Here is a 16,005-nt window from a genome sequence, read left to right on the forward strand (position 1 = left end):
TGGTCATTTCGCGGAGAGCAGCTGACTAACAGTCAGCTCTACCCCGTCGGTTTGTCGGCCCGGTTGGTCCCGTCGGTCCCGTCGGTCCGGTCGGCCCGTCGGTCCGTCGGTCCGTCGGCCCGTTCGGCCCGTCGGTCCGTCGGCCCGTTCGGCCCGTTCGGTCACGTCGGCACCATCGCCCCCGTCAGCGCCGTCGGGCCCTCCTGCCTGCATCACGCCGCGTTGCGCAGGAACTCTTCGGCATCCACCGGCTTGCCCAGGTGGTAGCCCTGCAGCTGGTCGCAGCCCAGTGCATTGAGGTACTCGCGCTGGCCCGCGGTTTCCACGCCCTCGGCGACGATCTGCAACTGCAGCGAGCGGCCCAGCGCGATGATCGAGGAGACGATCGCCGCATCTTCGGCGTTGTCTTCCAGGTCGCGCACGAAGGCGCGGTCGATCTTCAGCTCGGTGGCCGGCATGCGCTTGAGGTACAGCAGGCTGGAGTAGCCGGTGCCGAAGTCGTCGATGGAGATGTTCACCCCCATCGCGGTCAAGCCGTGCAGGATCTGCAGGCTCGCTTCCACGTCCTGCATCGCGGTGGTCTCGGTGACTTCCAGGGTGAGGTGGTGCGGAGCGAGGCTGTGCCGTTCGAGCGTACGCTTGACCGTATCCAGCAGGGTGGTGGACGCGAACTGCAGCGGCGACAGGTTCACCGCCATCGACCAGCTCGCATGGCCGGCGTCGTGCCACTCCCGCAGTTGGGCGCAGGCCCGGTTCAACACCCAGTCGCCCAGCGGCAGGATCAGTCCGCTGCGCTCGGCGATCGGAATGAAGACGTCCGGCCCAAGCAGACCCAGCTCCGGATGCTGCCAGCGCACCAGCGCTTCGGCACCGATCACGCCACCGCCGTCGGCGCGGAACTTGGGCTGGTAGTGCAGCACCAGCTCGTCGCGCTGCAGTGCCCGGCGCAGCTCCTGCAGCAGCTTGAGCTGGCGGTTGGCGCTGACGTGCATCGCTTCGGTGAAGAAGGTATAGCCGTTCCGGCCCGAATCCTTGGTGTGGTACATGGCCGCGTCGGCATGCGCCATCAGCTCGCGCTGGGTGGCGGCATCGGTGGGGTACAGCGCGATGCCGATACTGGCGGTGACCTGCAGCTCCAGCGTGTCGATATCGAACGGTTCGGCGACACTGGCGATGATGCGCTCGGCCACGACGGCGGCATCTTCGGGCACGTCCACCTGGAACACGATGACGAACTCGTCGCCGCCCAACCGCGCGAAGGTGTCCTGGGCGCGCAGCAGGCCGCTCACCCGTTCGCTGACCTGGATCAGCATCTTGTCGCCCAGCTGGTGGCCGTAGGCGTCGTTGATGGCCTTGAAGCCGTCCAGGTCGCAGAACATCACCGCAAAGCTGAAGTGGCGGCGCTTGGCCTTCTCGATGGTCTGCTCGATGCGGTCCTGCAGTAGCATGCGGTTGGGCAGCTGGGTAAGCGGGTCGTGCAGGGCGGCCTGCAGCAGCTTCTCGTTGGCCTGGGCCAGCGAATCCGCCAGGATGCCGGTGCGGGTGCGCATCTGGCGGTCGAACAGCGAGGCGATCAGGGCGATGCCCAGCGTGGCCAGGGTGGTGACGATGACCAGCACCGCCAACCACTTGGTATCCAGCCCGTTGGCATACACGGCCCCGCAGATGCTGCCTTCCGGGAAGTTCGCGGCGGCCATGCCGGTGTAATGCATGCCGACGATGGCCAGGCCCATCACCAGTGAGGCCAGCCCGCGCAGCAGCCCGGTGTGGCGCTGTTGCCTGCGCAGCCGGAACGCGATCCACAAGGCGGCGCCGGCGGCGACGATGGCGATCAGCACCGAGGCGGTGAACCACAGCGGGTCGTAGGCGATGCCCGGCTCCATCCGCATCGCGGCCATGCCCAGGTAGTGCATGCAGGCGATGCCCAGCCCCATCAGCACCGCACCGGCGATCAGGCGCGGCCACGGCAGTTCGGGCCGCGACACCAGCCACAGGGCATAGGCCGAGGCGCCGACCGAGGCCGCCAGCGAGTACAGCGTGATGGCCAGGTCGTAGCCGACCGGGATCGGCAGGTGGAAGGCGAGCATGCCCACGAAGTGCATGGACCAGATGCCCAGGCCCATCGCGGCGGCACCCCCGGCCAGCCACCAGCGGGCCACGCGGCCGTCGGTGCTGGCCAGCCGGCCGGCCATGTCCAGCGCGGTGTACGAGGCGAGGATGGCAACCAGCAGCGAAAAAAGAACGAGACTCTGGCTGTAGGTGCCGGTCATGGAAAAGCCTGGTGAGACGGGAGGGAAAGGCGTAGTGGCCCGCCCCGGTATCGGCCGGTCGGGCGAAAAATTTAGGTGCAGTACGCCAGGCCAACGGCAGGTCCGCAGGGCGGGCGCCGTTCGCGCGGTTGGCATGCGTCTCGGTTGCTGCGACGCGGCTCGGCTATCCTGCCGCACAGCGAATGAATTGGAATTGACATGGCCAAGCGGCTCACCGCCTACGTGTGCAGCGAATGCGGCGCGGAATACAGCAAGTGGCAGGGCCAGTGCACCGAGTGCGGGGTCTGGAACGTGCTGACCGAGATCACGCTGGAAAGCGCGACGGCGACCAAGTCGCCTGCCGCGCGGCGTTCCGGCTGGGCCGGCAAGGTCGATGCGCCGAAGATCATGGCGCTCAAGGACGTGCAGCAGACCGAGCACCTGCGCGTGAGCACCGGCATCGGCGAATTCGACCGCGTCCTGGGCGGCGGCCTGGTCGAAGGTGCGGTGGTGCTGGTCGGTGGCGACCCGGGCATCGGCAAGTCCACCCTGCTGCTGCAGGCGGTGGCGAAGATGGCCGCGGCGCTGCCGGTGCTGTACATCACCGGCGAGGAATCGCTGTCGCAGGTCGCCGGCCGCGCGGTGCGGCTGGACCTGCCGCTGGACAACGTCAACGCGCTGGCCGAAACCCAGGTGGAAGCCATCCTGCAGCACGCCAGCGTGGCGCGGCCGAAGCTGATCGTGGCGGACTCGATCCAGACCCTGTGGACCGAATCGTTGACCGCCGCGCCGGGCTCGGTGAGCCAGGTGCGCGAGAGTGCGGCGCGGCTGGTGCGCTTTGCCAAGGAAACCGGCACCGCCGTGTTCCTGGTGGGGCATGTGACCAAGGAAGGCGGGATCGCCGGCCCGCGCGTGCTGGAGCACATGGTGGATGCGGTGCTGTATTTCGAAGGCGAGAGCGGCAGCCGCTTCCGCCTGCTGCGCGCGTTCAAGAACCGCTTCGGTGCGGTCAACGAACTGGGCGTGTTCGCGATGGGCGAGAAGGGCTTGAAGGAAGTGTCCAATCCTTCGGCGATCTTCCTGTCCGGCGGCAGCACCTGCCAGCCGGGCAGTTGCGTGATGGTGACCCGCGAGGGCACCCGCCCGCTGCTGGTGGAGGTACAGGCGCTGGTGGATGCCTCACCGCTGTCCAACCCGCGCCGGGTGGCAGTGGGTCTGGAGCAAAACCGGCTGGCGATGCTGCTGGCGGTGCTGCACCGTCACGGCGGGGTGCTGGTGGGCGACCAGGACGTGTTCGTGAATGTCGTGGGTGGCATCCGCGTGCAGGAAACCGCGGTGGACCTGCCGGTGCTGCTGGCGGTGCTGTCCTCGCTGCAGGACCGGCCGCTGGCGGAGAAGACGATTGCCTTTGGCGAAGTGGGGCTGTCCGGTGAGATCCGGCCGGTGCCGAACGGTGAGGATCGCCTGCGCGAGGCAGCCACGCATGGCTTCAAGCGCGCCATCGTGCCCAAGGCCAACGCGCCCAAGACCGGCAGCGTGAAAGGCATGGAAGTGATCGCGGTGGAGCGGTTGTCCGAAGCGATCGACGCGATTTGAGCATCAGCCCCAGAGGGGGATTCGCGCCAACGGTGGCCCCTCACGGCTGTGGACTCGCGGGACGGTGGACCCACGCGACGGTGGACCCACGCGACGGGGTAGAGCGGACTGTTAGTCCGCTTTGCCCGTTACCGGGTATGCCCAAACACCAGTTCGATCACGAACTGGCTGCCGAAGAACGCCAGCAACAGCAGCGCCATCGCGGTCAGCGTCCAATGCACGGCCTTGGCGCCGCGCCAGCCATACCGGCGGCGCCCGATCAGCAGCGTGCCGAACACGATCCACGACAGCACGCTGAGCACGGTCTTGTGCACCAGCTTCTGCGCCAGCAGGTCATCGACAAACAGTACGCCGGTGACCAGGGTCAGGGTCAGCAGCGCGAAGCCCACGGCAATCACCCGGAACAGCAGCGATTCCAGGTCGGCCAGCGGCGGCAGCGCGCGCAACCACGGGCGGAAGTCGCGCCGGCGCAGCGCGCGTTCCTGCAGCCACAGCATGATTGCCAGCAGCGCGGCCACGCTCAGCGTGGCGTAGGCCAGCAGCGCCATCCAGGCGTGCGTGGCCAGCTGCCAGCCCAGCGGCCGGCTCGGTTCGTGGCCGTAGCCGTGGTAGACGCACAGCACCACCGCGGCCATCGGGAACACCAGCACGCCCAACGCGGCCATGCGGCCGCGCGCGGCCACCAGCGAGGTCAGCCAGGCCATGCCCAGTCCCACCAGCGACAGCGCCGCGAAGAAATGCATGTCGGGGCCGCCGGTGGTGTTCATCGCCACCAGCGCGTGATATCCGCCATGCAGGACCATCGCCGGCACCGCCGGCCACAGCCAGGTGGGCGCGGAGGCGACGTCATCGCGAACCACCGCGCGCACCAGCAGGGCGGTCGCGGTCAGGTAGAGCAGGGTGGCGATGAGAACGATTGTCATCGTGTCAGTTTCGCATACCCCCGGTGCGGTAGCGATGCCTGCGGCGCGTGGTCGCATTGCCGGGCGGGGGAGCATGGCGGACCGGCTATACTGTGGGTCTCTCTGTCTTTCGTTCTGAACAGGTTGCCTCCATGTTCGAGTCCCTGACCCAGCGCCTCTCCGGCACCATCGAGCGGCTGCGTGGCCGCGGTCGCCTCACCGAGGAAAACATCCGCGAGGCCACCCGCGAAGTCCGCATCGCGCTGCTCGAGGCCGACGTCGCCCTGCCGGTCGTGCAGGCGCTGGTCGAGCGCATCAAGGTGCGCGCGGTTGGCCAGGAAGTGCTCAAGTCGCTGACCCCCGGCCAGGCGCTGATCAAGGTCGTGCGCGACGAGCTGACCGCGGTCATGGGCTCGGCCGCCTCGGACCTCAACCTCAACGTGCCGGCTCCGGCGATCATCCTGATGGCCGGCCTGCAGGGCGCGGGCAAGACCACCACGGTGGGCAAGCTTGCCAAGCACCTGAAGGAAAAGCGCAAGAAGAAGGTGATGGTGGTGTCGGCCGACGTCTACCGTCCGGCCGCGATCGAGCAGCTCAAGACCCTGGCCGACCAGGTGGGCGTGCTGTTCTTCCCGTCCAGCGCCGACCAGAAGCCGGAAGCCATCGTGCGCGCGGCCATCGATGACGCGCGCAAGTCGTTCGTGGACGTGCTGCTGGTCGATACCGCCGGCCGCCTGGCCATCGACGAAGCGATGATGGCCGAGATCAAGGCGCTGCACGCCGCGGTCAACCCGGCCGAAACGCTGTTCGTGGTCGATGCCATGACCGGCCAGGACGCGGCCAACACCGCCAAGGCCTTCGGCGAAGCGCTGCCGCTCACCGGCGTGGTGCTGACCAAGACCGACGGCGACGCCCGTGGCGGTGCCGCGCTGAGCGTGCGTTACATCACCGGCAAGCCGATCAAGTTCGTCGGCGTCAGCGAAAAGCCGGACGGCCTGGACGTGTTCCATCCGGACCGCATCGCCAGCCGCATCCTGGACATGGGCGACGTGCTGTCGCTGGTGGAGCAGGTCGAGCAGCAGGTTGACAAGGACAAGGCGCAGAAGCTGGCCGAGAAGGTCGCCAAGGGCAAGAAGTTCGACCTGAACGACATGCGCGACCAGCTCGAGCAGATGCAGAACATGGGCGGCATCGGCGGCCTGATGGACAAGCTGCCGGGCCTGGGCCAGATTCCCGAGCACCTCAAGCAGCAGGTCAGCCAGGGCAAGGAAGTGCCGCGCATGATCGCCATCATCAACTCGATGACCAAGAAGGAGCGCCGCAACCCGGGCCTGCTCAACGGCTCGCGCCGTGCCCGCATCGCGCGCGGCTCCGGCCTCACCCCGGCCGACGTCAACAAGCTGATGAAGCAGTATCAGCAGATGGAAAAGATGATGAGCAAGATGGCCGGTGGCGGCATGAAGGGCATGATGCGCAGCATGAAGGGCATGATGGGTGCCATGGGTGGCCGCGGCGGCATGCCGTTCCGCTGAAACCCGTCGACCCCCAAGGTACGCGCCGCATGACCGACCCGCGAATCCTCGAACGCGCCGACACTTTTTGTCGGCGCTTCTCGTTACAGTCCCCGATCCTGTTGGCCCCCATGGCAGGCGCCTGCCCGGTGCCGCTGTCGGCCGCACTGGCCAACGCCGGCAGCATGGGCGCGATGGGCGCGGTGCTGTCGCAGCCGAAGGACATCGTGGCGTGGATGGAGGCGTTTCGCGCCCAGTCCAGTGGGCCGGCCCAGGTCAATGTGTGGATTCCCGATCCCGCGCCGCTGCGTGATGCTGCGGCGGAAGCGGCATCGCGCGCATTTCTGGCGCAGTGGGGACCGGAGGTGCCGGCGGACGCCGCCGATGCCGGTCCGGCTGATGTCGACGCGCAGTTCGACGCGCTGATTGCCGCGAAGCCAGCGGTAGCCTCGACCATCATGGGTGTCTTCACCGCTGCACAGGTGCAGCGCCTGAAGGACGCCGGCATCGCCTGGTTCGCCTGCGCCACCACGCTGGGCGAGGCGCTGGCTGCGGAAGCCGCCGGTGCTGACGCGGTGGTCGCACAGGGCTTCGAGGCCGGCGGCCATCGCGGTGCGTTCGACCCGGCGGCCGCCGAGCGCCAACTGGTCGGCCTGTTCGCGCTGGTGCCGCGCTTGGCGGACAAGTTGCAGGTGCCGGTGATCGCCGCAGGTGGCATCGCCGACGGGCGCGGCATCGCCGCCGCCCTGATGCTGGGGGCCAGCGCGGTGCAGATCGGCACCGCCTTCCTGCGCACGCCCGAATGTGCGATCGATCCGGCCTGGTCGCAGGCGCTGGCCGCCGCCGAGCCGGAAGACACCTGGCCGACGCGTGCGTTCAGCGGCCGGCTCGGTCGCGGCCTGGCCACGCCGTATGTGCGTGCTGCGGCAGACCCGGCGGCGCCGCCGCCGCGCCCTTACCCGGTGCAGCGCGGCCTGACCGCGCCGATGCGCGCGCAGGCCAACCGCGAGCACCGGATCGATGCGATGCAGGCCTGGGCCGGGCAATCGGCTTGGATGGCGTCGGACCGGCCGGCGGCGGACGTGCTGCAGGCGCTGTGGTCCGAAGCGCGCGGCCTGCTCGGATGAGCGTGTACTGCAACGGGCGCTTGGCAACTGCCGATGAACTGGCGGGAGCCTTGGTCAACTACGGTCACTTCACCTCGCTGCAGGTGCGCAACGGCGCGGTGCAGGGGCTCGATCTGCACCTGCGGCGGCTACGCCAGGGCACCGAAGAATTGTTTGGCTGCACGCTGGACGGCACCCGCGTGCAGGCCTGGATGCAGGCGGCGCTGACCGCCGAAGGCCTCGTCGACGCATCGCTGCGGGTAACGGTGTTTTCCCGCGCGTTCGATTTCCGCCAGCCGCTGCAGCCGGTGCCGGTGGATGTGCTGGTGGCGGTGGCGCCGCCCGCGTCCGTGCCGATGCTGCCCCGGCGGGTGTGCAGCGTGCCTTACCAGCGCGAGCTGCCGCACCTGAAGCACGTGGGCACCTTCGCACTGTTCCAGCACCGCCGTCAGGCGCTGCAGGCCGGTTTCGACGATGCGCTGTTCGTGGATGCGCAGGGACAGGTCAGCGAGGGCACCACCTGGAATGTGGCCTTCGCGCGGAATGGCGAGGTGGTGTGGCCGCAGGCGCCGGCGCTGCGCGGCACCCACGAGCGGCTGCTGCAGGCGGGGTGGGGCGGTTCGCCCACGCTGGCGCCGGTGGGGCTGGAGCAGTTGGCCGGATTCGATGCGGCGATCGGCCTCAACGCGGCGGGGGTGTGGCCGATTGCCGGTGTGGATGGGTACGTGTTCGCCGGATCGGAGGAACTGGCGCAGAGAGCAAGTGCGACGATTGCCGCGCAGCCCTGGCAGCTGTTGGCGTGAGGCGGCACGACCAACGGTCGTGCGACGCGTCGGAAGGTGCCTGTTCAGCTTCAAATGCCCCGCTGGGCTTGGAATGCCCCGGGGCGGCCGCTATAATCGCCGGCTTACCGCGCCATCCTGGCGACTGGGCAATTGAGGAAACAACACCATGGTCAAGATTCGACTGACCCGCGGCGGCGCCAAGAAGCGTCCGTTCTACCACATCATCGTGACCGACTCGCGCAGCGCGCGTGACGGCCGCAACATCGAGCGCGTGGGTTACTACAACCCGGTTGCCCAGGGCGCCGAAGCCCGCATCGTGCTGGATATCCCGAAGGTCGATGCATGGGTCGCCAACGGCGCCCAGCTGACCGACAAGGTTCGCAACCTGTACAAGGAAGCGACCAAGGCCCAGGCCTCCGCGGCCTGATCCTGAAGGGCCGCGCCTGGCGCGGCCCATTCGGTCTATACAGATGAAAGATACCGAGCGCCGCATCCTGCTGGGCAGGATTGTCGGCGCTTTTGGTGTGCGAGGCGAGATAAAGCTCGAGTCCTGGACCGAGCCGCGTACCGCCATCTTCAACTATCAGCCCTGGATCCTGCGCTCACCCGCCGGCCAGGAGAGCACCCTCAAAGGCGCGCGTGGACGTCAGTCCGGCAAGCACCTGGTGGCGGTGTTTCCCGATATCACCGACCGCGATGTGGTCGAGTCGATGTACGGGACCGAAGTCTATGTCTCCCGCAGCGCGCTGCCGCCGCCCAAGCCCGACGAGTATTACTGGGTCGATCTGGAAGGCTTGCAGGTGCGTACCGTCGAGGGCGTCGAACTGGGTCGGGTCTCGCACCTGTTCTCCACCGGTTCCAATGACGTGGTGGTGGTGCAGGGCGACCGCGAGCGGATGATTCCGTTCGTGCAGCCGGACTTCGTGAAATCGGTGGATTTCGAGGCCAATCTGGTCATCGTTGATTGGGACCCGGAGTTCTGACCGGTGCGCATTGACGTTGTCACCTTGTTCCCGGAGTTCATGGCGCAGTCGGCCGCGCTGGGCGTGGTCGGCCGTGCGGCCGAACGCGGCCTGCTCGACCTGCATGGCTGGAATCCGCGTGACTATGCCGAAGGCAACTACCGCCGGGTGGACGACCGTCCATTCGGGGGTGGCCCGGGCATGGTGATGCTGATCGAGCCGCTGCGCGCCTGCCTGGCCGCGGCCAAGGCGGCCGATCCGGCGCCTGCGCCGGTGATCTACCTGAGCCCGCAGGGCAAGCCGCTCACCCAGGCCAAGGTCCGTGAACTGGCCGCACTGCCGCGGATGATCCTGCTCTGTGGTCGCTATGAAGGCATCGATGAACGCTTCCTCGAGGCCGAGGTCACCGAGGAAATCTCGCTGGGCGACTACGTGCTGTCGGGCGGCGAACTCGGTGCGGCGGTCATCGTCGATGCCGTGACCCGTCTGCAGGAGGGTGCGCTGGGGGATGCCGAATCGGCCGCGCAGGACAGTTTCGAAGGCCCGCAGGGGCTGCTGGACTGCCCGCACTACAGCCATCCGGCCCAGCATGAATGGGGCACGGTCCCGGACGTGCTGCGTTCGGGCAACCATGCCGCCATCGCCCGCTGGCGCCGCCAGCAGTCGCTGCTGCGGACCTGGCTGCGGCGCCCGGACCTGCTCGACGAGGCCAGCCTGTCCAAGGCCGACCGGATCCTGCTGGATCAGGCCCGCGCCGCCGAAGACGGCAAGGGCCTGTAGAGCGGACTGTTAGTCCGCTGTCTGGCCGCCTGACCGCCCGACCCCTTGGGCCGGCCAACGGCCGGCGCTACCACCCGCCACATTTTTTCCGCTACAATTGGCGATTCCCATCAGGCCTTTCGGTGCCTGGCGGTGGAAACCCTACAAAAAACGTGCAGCACAGTCCGGTGACTGCATGAGCCTACGTTGTCGAAACGACACGCCCACCCGAACGAACACAATCGGTGCACCCATGAGCAAGCTGAACAAATCCATCCTCTCGGACTTCGAATCCGCCCAGATCACCCGCGAGCTGCCGAAGTTCAGCCAGGGCGACACCATTGTCGTGAACGTGAAGGTGAAGGAAGGCAACCGCGAGCGCGTCCAGGCGTACGAAGGCGTCGTGATCGGCACCAAGAACGCCGGCCTGAACTCCGCGTTCACCGTCCGCAAGATCTCGCACGGCTACGGCGTCGAGCGCGTCTTCCAGAGCCACAGCGCCATCATCGACTCGGTCGAAGTGAAGCGTCGTGGTAAGGTCCGCGCCGGCAAGCTGTACTACCTGCGTGGCCTGGAAGGCAAGGCTGCCCGCATCAAGGAAGATCTGGCTGCTGCTGCACAGGCCAAGGTCGCGCGCCTGGCTGCCAAGGCTGCCCAGTAATTCCGGCGTGGCGTACCGACCAACGGTCGGTACCTACCCAACAAACGGCCACCTTCGGGTGGCCGTTTGCGTTTCTGGTATCTGGATACCGATCAAATCGCTCGTAGAGCCACGCCCTGCGTGGCTGCTCTTTGTTGGGCGTCATGAACGCCTGATCCCCTAATTGCCACGCAGGGCGTGGCACTACGGGGTTGGGCGTGGATCCGGGTCGGCGACCGGGGAGGGCGGTGATGCCGGAATCTCGGCCGGGGACGCCATTTCCTCGCGGTGGCTGGGCAGCATGCGCGCCTTGCGCCAGCCGCCCCAGCGGTAATACGCCAGCGACATCAGCATCGCGCAGAACGAACTGATCGGGAAACTCCACCACACCGCGTCCGCGCCCCAGTGCGGCTGCAGCAGTTCGGCGAACGGCACGCGGATGCCCCAGAGCGATACCGCCAGGATCAGCAGCGGCGGAATGACGGCGCCGGTCGAGCGCACCACGCCGGAGATCACGAAGTTCACGCCGAAGAACAGGAACGACCACACCGCGATGTGGTTGAGGTGGCGCGCTACGTCCAGCGCTTCGCTGCCGCTGGGCAGGAACAACGCCAACGTGTAGCGGTCGAGCAGGATCAGCGGCAGGATCAGCAGGCCGGTGAGCAGGAAGTTGTACAGCACGCCGCTGCGCGCGGTTCCGCGCACGCGCGACCAGTTGCCCGCGCCCACGTTCTGCGCCGCCATCGAGGAGCACGCCGCGCCGATCGCCATCGCCGGCATCTGCACGTACGTCCACAGTTGCAGCGAGGCGCCATAGGCGGCAGCCGTATCGGTGCCGTAGCTGTTGACCATGGTCATCATCATGATCATCGACAGCGAGATCAGCACCATCTGCAGGCCCATCGGCACGCCCTTGACCACCAACGCGCGCAGGATCTCCGGGTCGATCTTGAACAGCCGCATGTCCTTGCGCCCCAGCCACAGCACGTGGCGCTTGTTGCGCATGTACCAGAGCAGGCCGATCAGCGACAGCGTCTGCGCGATCAGCGTGGCCCAGGCGGCACCGGCGATGCCCAACTGCGGGAACGGACCGATGCCGAAGATCAGCAGCGGGTTGAAGCCGATGTCGAGCACCACCGACAGCAACAGGAAACGGAACGGCGTGCGCGAGTCGCCCACGCCGCGCAGGGCGGAGCTGAGGAACGCGAAGGCATACAACGTTGGCATCGCCAGGAAGATGATGCGCAGGTAAGCCTCGGCCAACGGCAGCGAGGCGGCCGGCGTGCCCATCGCCGCCAGCAGCGGGTGCGACAGCCACCAGCCGGCAATGGCGATCACCACCGACAGCCCGATGAAGAACGTCGCGCTGGTGCCCATCACCCGCCGCGCCTGCGGGAGGTCGCGCGCGCCCATCGCCTGGCCGATCAGGATGGTGGCGGCCATGCCGATGCCGAACACCGAGCCGATCAGGAAGAACATGATGTTGTTGGCGTTCGCGGTGGCGGTCAGCGCCGCCTCGCCCAGGAAGCGGCCCACCCAGACCGCATTCACCGAGCCGTTCAACGACTGGGCAATGTTGCCGGCCAGGATCGGCAGGGCGAACAGGAACAGATTGCGCCCGATTGGGCCGGTAGTCAGGTCAAGCGGCGCTTTGGCCATGTGCTCTGGAGATCAAGCCCGGAGAGCGGCACACTAGCACCAACCCCGTTACTGGGATATCGCCATGCGTATTTTTAACCGGTTCATGCCCGCCGTGCTGGCACTCTTGATTGCGGCATTGCTGCCCGCATGTTCGACTACGGACGACCGCCTGCGCGACGCGCAGGTACGGCCCATGGACCGACCGGAATGCCAGGTCGGCAGCCAGCGGCGCGATCTGGATGCGGGCGTTCCCGTGTTGATCGGCGGCACCGGTTGCCGCGGCAATCCTTCGGCACCGCAACCGCTGAACCGACGACCGGCCGAACCGGGGAGTTGAACGACCTGCATGATCGAAGCACAACCGTTGGTGGCCGCCGCCGTGCGGCTCGATGTGTGGCTCTGGGCCGCACGCTTCTACAGAACCCGCAGCCTGGCCAAGCAGGCCGTGGAGACGGGCAAGGTGGACGTCGCCGGGCAGCGCCCGAAATCCTCGCGCGCGGTGCGCGTGGGTGAGCAGCTGCAGATCAGCCGCGGTGACGAGGTGTATGAGGTGCAGGTGCGCGGATTGAGCGACCTGCGTGGCCCCGCACCGGTGGCGCAGCAGTTGTATGAGGAGAGCGAGGCCTCGCGTGCCCGTCGTGCCGAACTGCGTGCGCAGCGTGCGGCAGCGAAGAACGGTTACCAGCCGCCGGAGCATCGGCCCGACAAGCGCGCGCGAAGGTTGATTCGCGCGCTGGGCGACCTCGACGCGTTGTAAGGCAGCGTGCCCACCAACGGTGGGCACCTACCGAATGCATGTACCCACCAACGGTGGGCACCTACCGATGGCGGTGAGTTACCGGTGCAGGTCGTACCGGTCCAGCTCCATCACCCGCGCCCAGGCCGCCACGAAGTCCTGCACGAACTTCTTCTCGCCGTCGGCGCTGGCATACACCTCGGCCACGGCGCGCAGCACCGAGTTGGAGCCGAACACCAGGTCGGCGCGGCTGCCGGTCCAGCGCCTGCCGCCACCGTTGCGGTCGCTGCCTTCGTAGCCATCGCCGCTGGCCTTCCACTGCGTGCGCATGTCCAGCAGGTTGACGAAGAAGTCGTTGCTGAGCGTGCCCGGGCGATCGGTCAGCACACCCTGGGTGTTGCCGTCCACGTTCGCCCCCAGGGCGCGCAGACCACCGACCAGGGCGGTCAGCTCCGGCCCGGTCAGGGTCAACAGCTGCGCCTTGTCGATCAGCAGTGCTTCGGCCGGCACGCTGTAGCGGCCCTTGACGTAATTGCGGAACCCATCGGCATACGGCTCCAGCACCGCGAATGATTCCACGTCGGTCTGTTCCTGCGTGGCGTCGGTACGCCCGGCATGGAACGGCACGTTCACGTCATGCCCGCCCGCCTTGGCGGCCTGCTCCACGCCGACATTGCCGGCCAGCACGATCAGGTCGGCGAGCGACACCTGCGCGTCGCCATCGCCCTTGAAGCCGGCCTGGATCTTCTCCAGTGCGGCCAACACCTTGGCCAGCTGCTTCGGCTGGTTGACGGCCCAGTCCTTCTGCGGGGCCAGGCGGATGCGCGCGCCGTTGGCACCGCCACGCTTGTCCGAGCCACGGAAGGTGGACGCCGAGGCCCAGGCCGTGGACACCAGTTCGGCCACGCTCAGTCCGGCTGCCGCGATCTGCTGCTTCAGCGCGGCCACGTCGTTCGCGCTGATCTGCGTTTTCGGTGCGTCCGGCACCGGGTCCTGCCAGATGAAGGTCTCGCTCGGTACTTCCGGGCCGAGGTAACGCGCGCGAGGACCCATGTCGCGATGGGTGAGCTTGAACCAGGCGCGCGCGAACGCATCGGCGAAGGCCTGCGGCTCGGCGAGGAAGCGGCGCGAGATCTTCTCGTAGGCCGGATCGATGCGCAGCGACAGGTCGGTGGTGAGCATGGTGGGGCGGTGCTTCTTCGACGGGTCGTGCGCGTCGGGAATCACGGCTTCCGCGTTCTTGGCCACCCACTGGTGCGCACCGGCCGGGCTCTTGGTCAGCTCCCACTCGTTGCCGAACAGGATCTGGAAGAAGTCGTGGCTCCACTGCGCCGGGGTGCGGGTCCAGGTCACTTCCAGCCCGCTGGTGATGGTGTCGCCGCCCTTGCCGCTGCGGAACTTGTTGTGCCAGCCCAGGCCCTGGTGTTCCAGCCCGGCGGCCTCCGGTTCCACGTCCACGTTCTCGGCCGGGCCGGCGCCGTGGGTCTTGCCGAAGCTGTGCCCGCCGGCAATCAGCGCGACGGTTTCCTCGTCGTCCATCGCCATGCGGCCGAAGGTGTCGCGGATGTCGGCCGCGGCCTTGAGCGGGTCCGGGTTGCCGTCGGGGCCTTCCGGGTTGACGTAGATCAGGCCCATCTGCACCGCAGCCAGCGGATTTTCCAGGTTGCGCGAGTGGATGTCGCCGTCGGCGTCGTCATCGGACACCAGCACGCCGTGGCCTTCGACCACGCCTTCGGAGCCATGTGCATAGCGCACGTCACCGCCCAGCCAGGTGGTCTCGCGGCCCCAGTACACGTCCTGGTCCGGTTCCCAGGTATCCGGCCGGCCGCCGGCGAAGCCGAGCGTCTTGAAGCCCATCGATTCGAGCGCGACGTTGCCGGTGAGGATCAGCAGGTCGGCCCAGGAAATGGCCTGGCCGTACTTCTGCTTGATCGGCCACAGCAGGCGCCGGGCCTTGTCCAGGCTGACGTTGTCCGGCCAGCTGTTGAGCGGGGCGAAGCGCTGCTGGCCGCGGCCACCGCCGCCGCGCCCGTCACCGATGCGGTAGGTGCCGGCACTGTGCCAGGCCATGCGCACGAACAGCCCGCCGTAGTGGCCGAAGTCGGCCGGCCACCAGTCCTGCGAGTCGGTCATCAGCGCGGTGAGGTCGGCCTTGAGCGCGGCGTAGTCCAGCGCGCCGAATGCCTTGGCGTAATCGAAATCGGCGGCCAACGGATGGGAGCGCGCGGAGTGCTGGTTGAGCAGGTCCACGCGGAGCTGGTTCGGCCACCAGTCGCGGTTGGTGGTGGCATCGCCGACAAGGGCGTGGTTGAACGGGCACTTCGCTTCGCTTTTCATGGGTCGTTACCTGTGGACTGGCGAATGTGGGATGGCCTCGCGGAGACGATGCGAGGGCAGCCCAACCACCCTAGGCACCGCAAAGCGTTTGGTAAATTCGAATGAATTAACTAAATCGATAGCTTGGAACTATTGAGGGGTCGCCGGCCTCGCGCGGCCGGCGACCCGCCAGCGGGTCAGCGCTTGCCGAGCAGGCCCATGACATCGCTGAGGCCGAACTGGCCGTCGCCGTCCTGGTCGAAGGCGTTGAGCAGGCTGCCGATGCCGCCGGCGGCGGCGGGCGGCGCCTCGGCGGAGAGCGCCTGACCGAGTTCGCTGGCATTGCCCTGCTGGGCGAACCGCTGGGCCAGGAACGACATGACGATGGGCGCCAGGACCGCCAGCAGCTGCCCGGCCTTGCCGCTGTCCAGGCCCGTCTTGTTGCCCAGCACCTGCGCGGCCTGGTCCGACTGCCCACCGAAGACATGGCCGAGGATGCCAGCGCCATTGGTGGCCGCGCCGCCGCCACCGCCCCCGAGCACGGCGCCCAGGATGCCGCCCAGGTCGAAGCCGCCGCTGCCCGCGCCACCGAGGTGATCCCGCTGGAGGGCGTTGAGCAGCGACTGCGCGCCCTGCGGTTGGCTGGCATTGCTGCCCAGTGCGCCCATCAGCAACGGCAGGGCCGCGGTGACCGCCTGGGAGGCCTGGTTCTGGTCCAGGCCGAGCTGCTGGGAGACCTGCTGGACGCCGGGGCCCTGCAGCTGCGACAAGAGGGATGCGGTGAGCGAATTCGTATTCACGA

15 protein-coding genes are annotated in these 16,005 nt (G+C 67.8%); 10 read left to right on the plus strand and 5 right to left on the minus strand.

Annotated elements, in window-relative coordinates; all coding sequences use genetic code 11:
* Positions 1-212: 212 nt before the first annotated feature.
* Positions 213-2,270 (minus strand): putative bifunctional diguanylate cyclase/phosphodiesterase, encoded by a 2,058-nt coding sequence (locus tag ACOZHM_RS08530; RefSeq protein WP_421568841.1) that lies wholly within the window; start codon positions 2,268-2,270, stop codon positions 213-215.
* 198 nt (positions 2,271-2,468) lie between these two features.
* Between ACOZHM_RS08530 and radA the strand changes: the two genes are divergently transcribed.
* Complete coding sequence (gene radA, locus ACOZHM_RS08535; RefSeq protein WP_421568842.1) at positions 2,469-3,845, plus strand: DNA repair protein RadA; 1,377 nt, start codon at positions 2,469-2,471, stop codon at positions 3,843-3,845.
* 128 nt (positions 3,846-3,973) lie between these two features.
* Here radA and ACOZHM_RS08540 read toward each other — a convergent pair whose 3' ends face one another.
* Positions 3,974-4,768: a cytochrome C assembly family protein gene (locus tag ACOZHM_RS08540; protein ID WP_421568843.1), complete on the minus strand. Its 795-nt coding sequence runs from the start codon at positions 4,766-4,768 to the stop codon at positions 3,974-3,976.
* A 131-nt stretch (positions 4,769-4,899) separates the two neighbouring features.
* Between ACOZHM_RS08540 and ffh the strand changes: the two genes are divergently transcribed.
* The 7 genes from ffh (at position 4,900) to rplS (ending at position 10,531) form a co-directional block, all read left to right on the plus strand.
* Positions 4,900-6,279, plus strand: coding sequence for a signal recognition particle protein (ffh, locus tag ACOZHM_RS08545; RefSeq protein WP_068850272.1), 1,380 nt, complete (start codon positions 4,900-4,902; stop codon positions 6,277-6,279).
* 29 nt (positions 6,280-6,308) lie between these two features.
* A complete protein-coding gene (locus tag ACOZHM_RS08550) occupies positions 6,309-7,385 on the plus strand; it encodes an NAD(P)H-dependent flavin oxidoreductase (protein WP_421568844.1) in 1,077 nt (358 codons plus the stop codon).
* Positions 7,382-8,167, plus strand: coding sequence for an aminotransferase class IV family protein (locus ACOZHM_RS08555; RefSeq protein ID WP_421568845.1), 786 nt, complete (start codon positions 7,382-7,384; stop codon positions 8,165-8,167). Before ACOZHM_RS08550 ends, ACOZHM_RS08555 begins: the two co-directional genes overlap by 4 nt.
* 148 nt (positions 8,168-8,315) lie before the next feature.
* On the plus strand, positions 8,316-8,576 hold the full coding sequence (gene rpsP, locus ACOZHM_RS08560; RefSeq protein WP_313343667.1) for a 30S ribosomal protein S16: 261 nt from the start codon (positions 8,316-8,318) through the stop codon (positions 8,574-8,576).
* A 43-nt stretch (positions 8,577-8,619) separates the two neighbouring features.
* Positions 8,620-9,132 (plus strand): ribosome maturation factor RimM, encoded by a 513-nt coding sequence (gene rimM / locus ACOZHM_RS08565; RefSeq protein ID WP_421568846.1) that lies wholly within the window; start codon positions 8,620-8,622, stop codon positions 9,130-9,132.
* A 3-nt stretch (positions 9,133-9,135) separates the two neighbouring features.
* A complete protein-coding gene (gene trmD, locus ACOZHM_RS08570) occupies positions 9,136-9,891 on the plus strand; it encodes a tRNA (guanosine(37)-N1)-methyltransferase TrmD (RefSeq protein WP_421568847.1) in 756 nt (251 codons plus the stop codon).
* 232 nt (positions 9,892-10,123) lie between these two features.
* Positions 10,124-10,531, plus strand: a complete 408-nt coding sequence (gene rplS / locus ACOZHM_RS08575) for a 50S ribosomal protein L19 (protein WP_421568848.1) — start codon at positions 10,124-10,126, stop codon at positions 10,529-10,531.
* Between the two features lie 183 nt (positions 10,532-10,714).
* Here rplS and ACOZHM_RS08580 read toward each other — a convergent pair whose 3' ends face one another.
* Positions 10,715-12,169, minus strand: coding sequence for an MATE family efflux transporter (locus ACOZHM_RS08580; protein WP_421568849.1), 1,455 nt, complete (start codon positions 12,167-12,169; stop codon positions 10,715-10,717).
* Between the two features lie 64 nt (positions 12,170-12,233).
* Here ACOZHM_RS08580 and ACOZHM_RS08585 point away from each other — a divergent pair, with 64 nt between their 5' ends.
* Positions 12,234-12,488 (plus strand): hypothetical protein, encoded by a 255-nt coding sequence (locus ACOZHM_RS08585; protein ID WP_421568850.1) that lies wholly within the window; start codon positions 12,234-12,236, stop codon positions 12,486-12,488.
* 9 nt (positions 12,489-12,497) lie between these two features.
* Positions 12,498-12,908: an RNA-binding S4 domain-containing protein gene (locus ACOZHM_RS08590; RefSeq protein ID WP_421568851.1), complete on the plus strand. Its 411-nt coding sequence runs from the start codon at positions 12,498-12,500 to the stop codon at positions 12,906-12,908.
* A gap of 78 nt (positions 12,909-12,986) precedes the next feature.
* Here the strand turns inward: ACOZHM_RS08590 and katG are convergent, their stop codons facing one another.
* Positions 12,987-15,224 carry a catalase/peroxidase HPI gene (katG, locus tag ACOZHM_RS08595; RefSeq protein ID WP_421568852.1) on the minus strand — a complete coding sequence of 746 codons (2,238 nt, stop codon included), beginning with the start codon at positions 15,222-15,224 and terminating at the stop codon, positions 12,987-12,989.
* A gap of 176 nt (positions 15,225-15,400) precedes the next feature.
* Entirely contained in the window at positions 15,401-16,003 is a 603-nt protein-coding gene (locus ACOZHM_RS08600) for a DUF937 domain-containing protein (RefSeq protein WP_421568853.1), read from the minus strand.
* Positions 16,004-16,005: the final 2 nt, after the last annotated feature.

It is taken from the genome of Stenotrophomonas sp. PD6 (genome assembly GCF_049199305.1).
In the GTDB taxonomy this organism is placed as follows: domain Bacteria; phylum Pseudomonadota; class Gammaproteobacteria; order Xanthomonadales; family Xanthomonadaceae; genus Stenotrophomonas.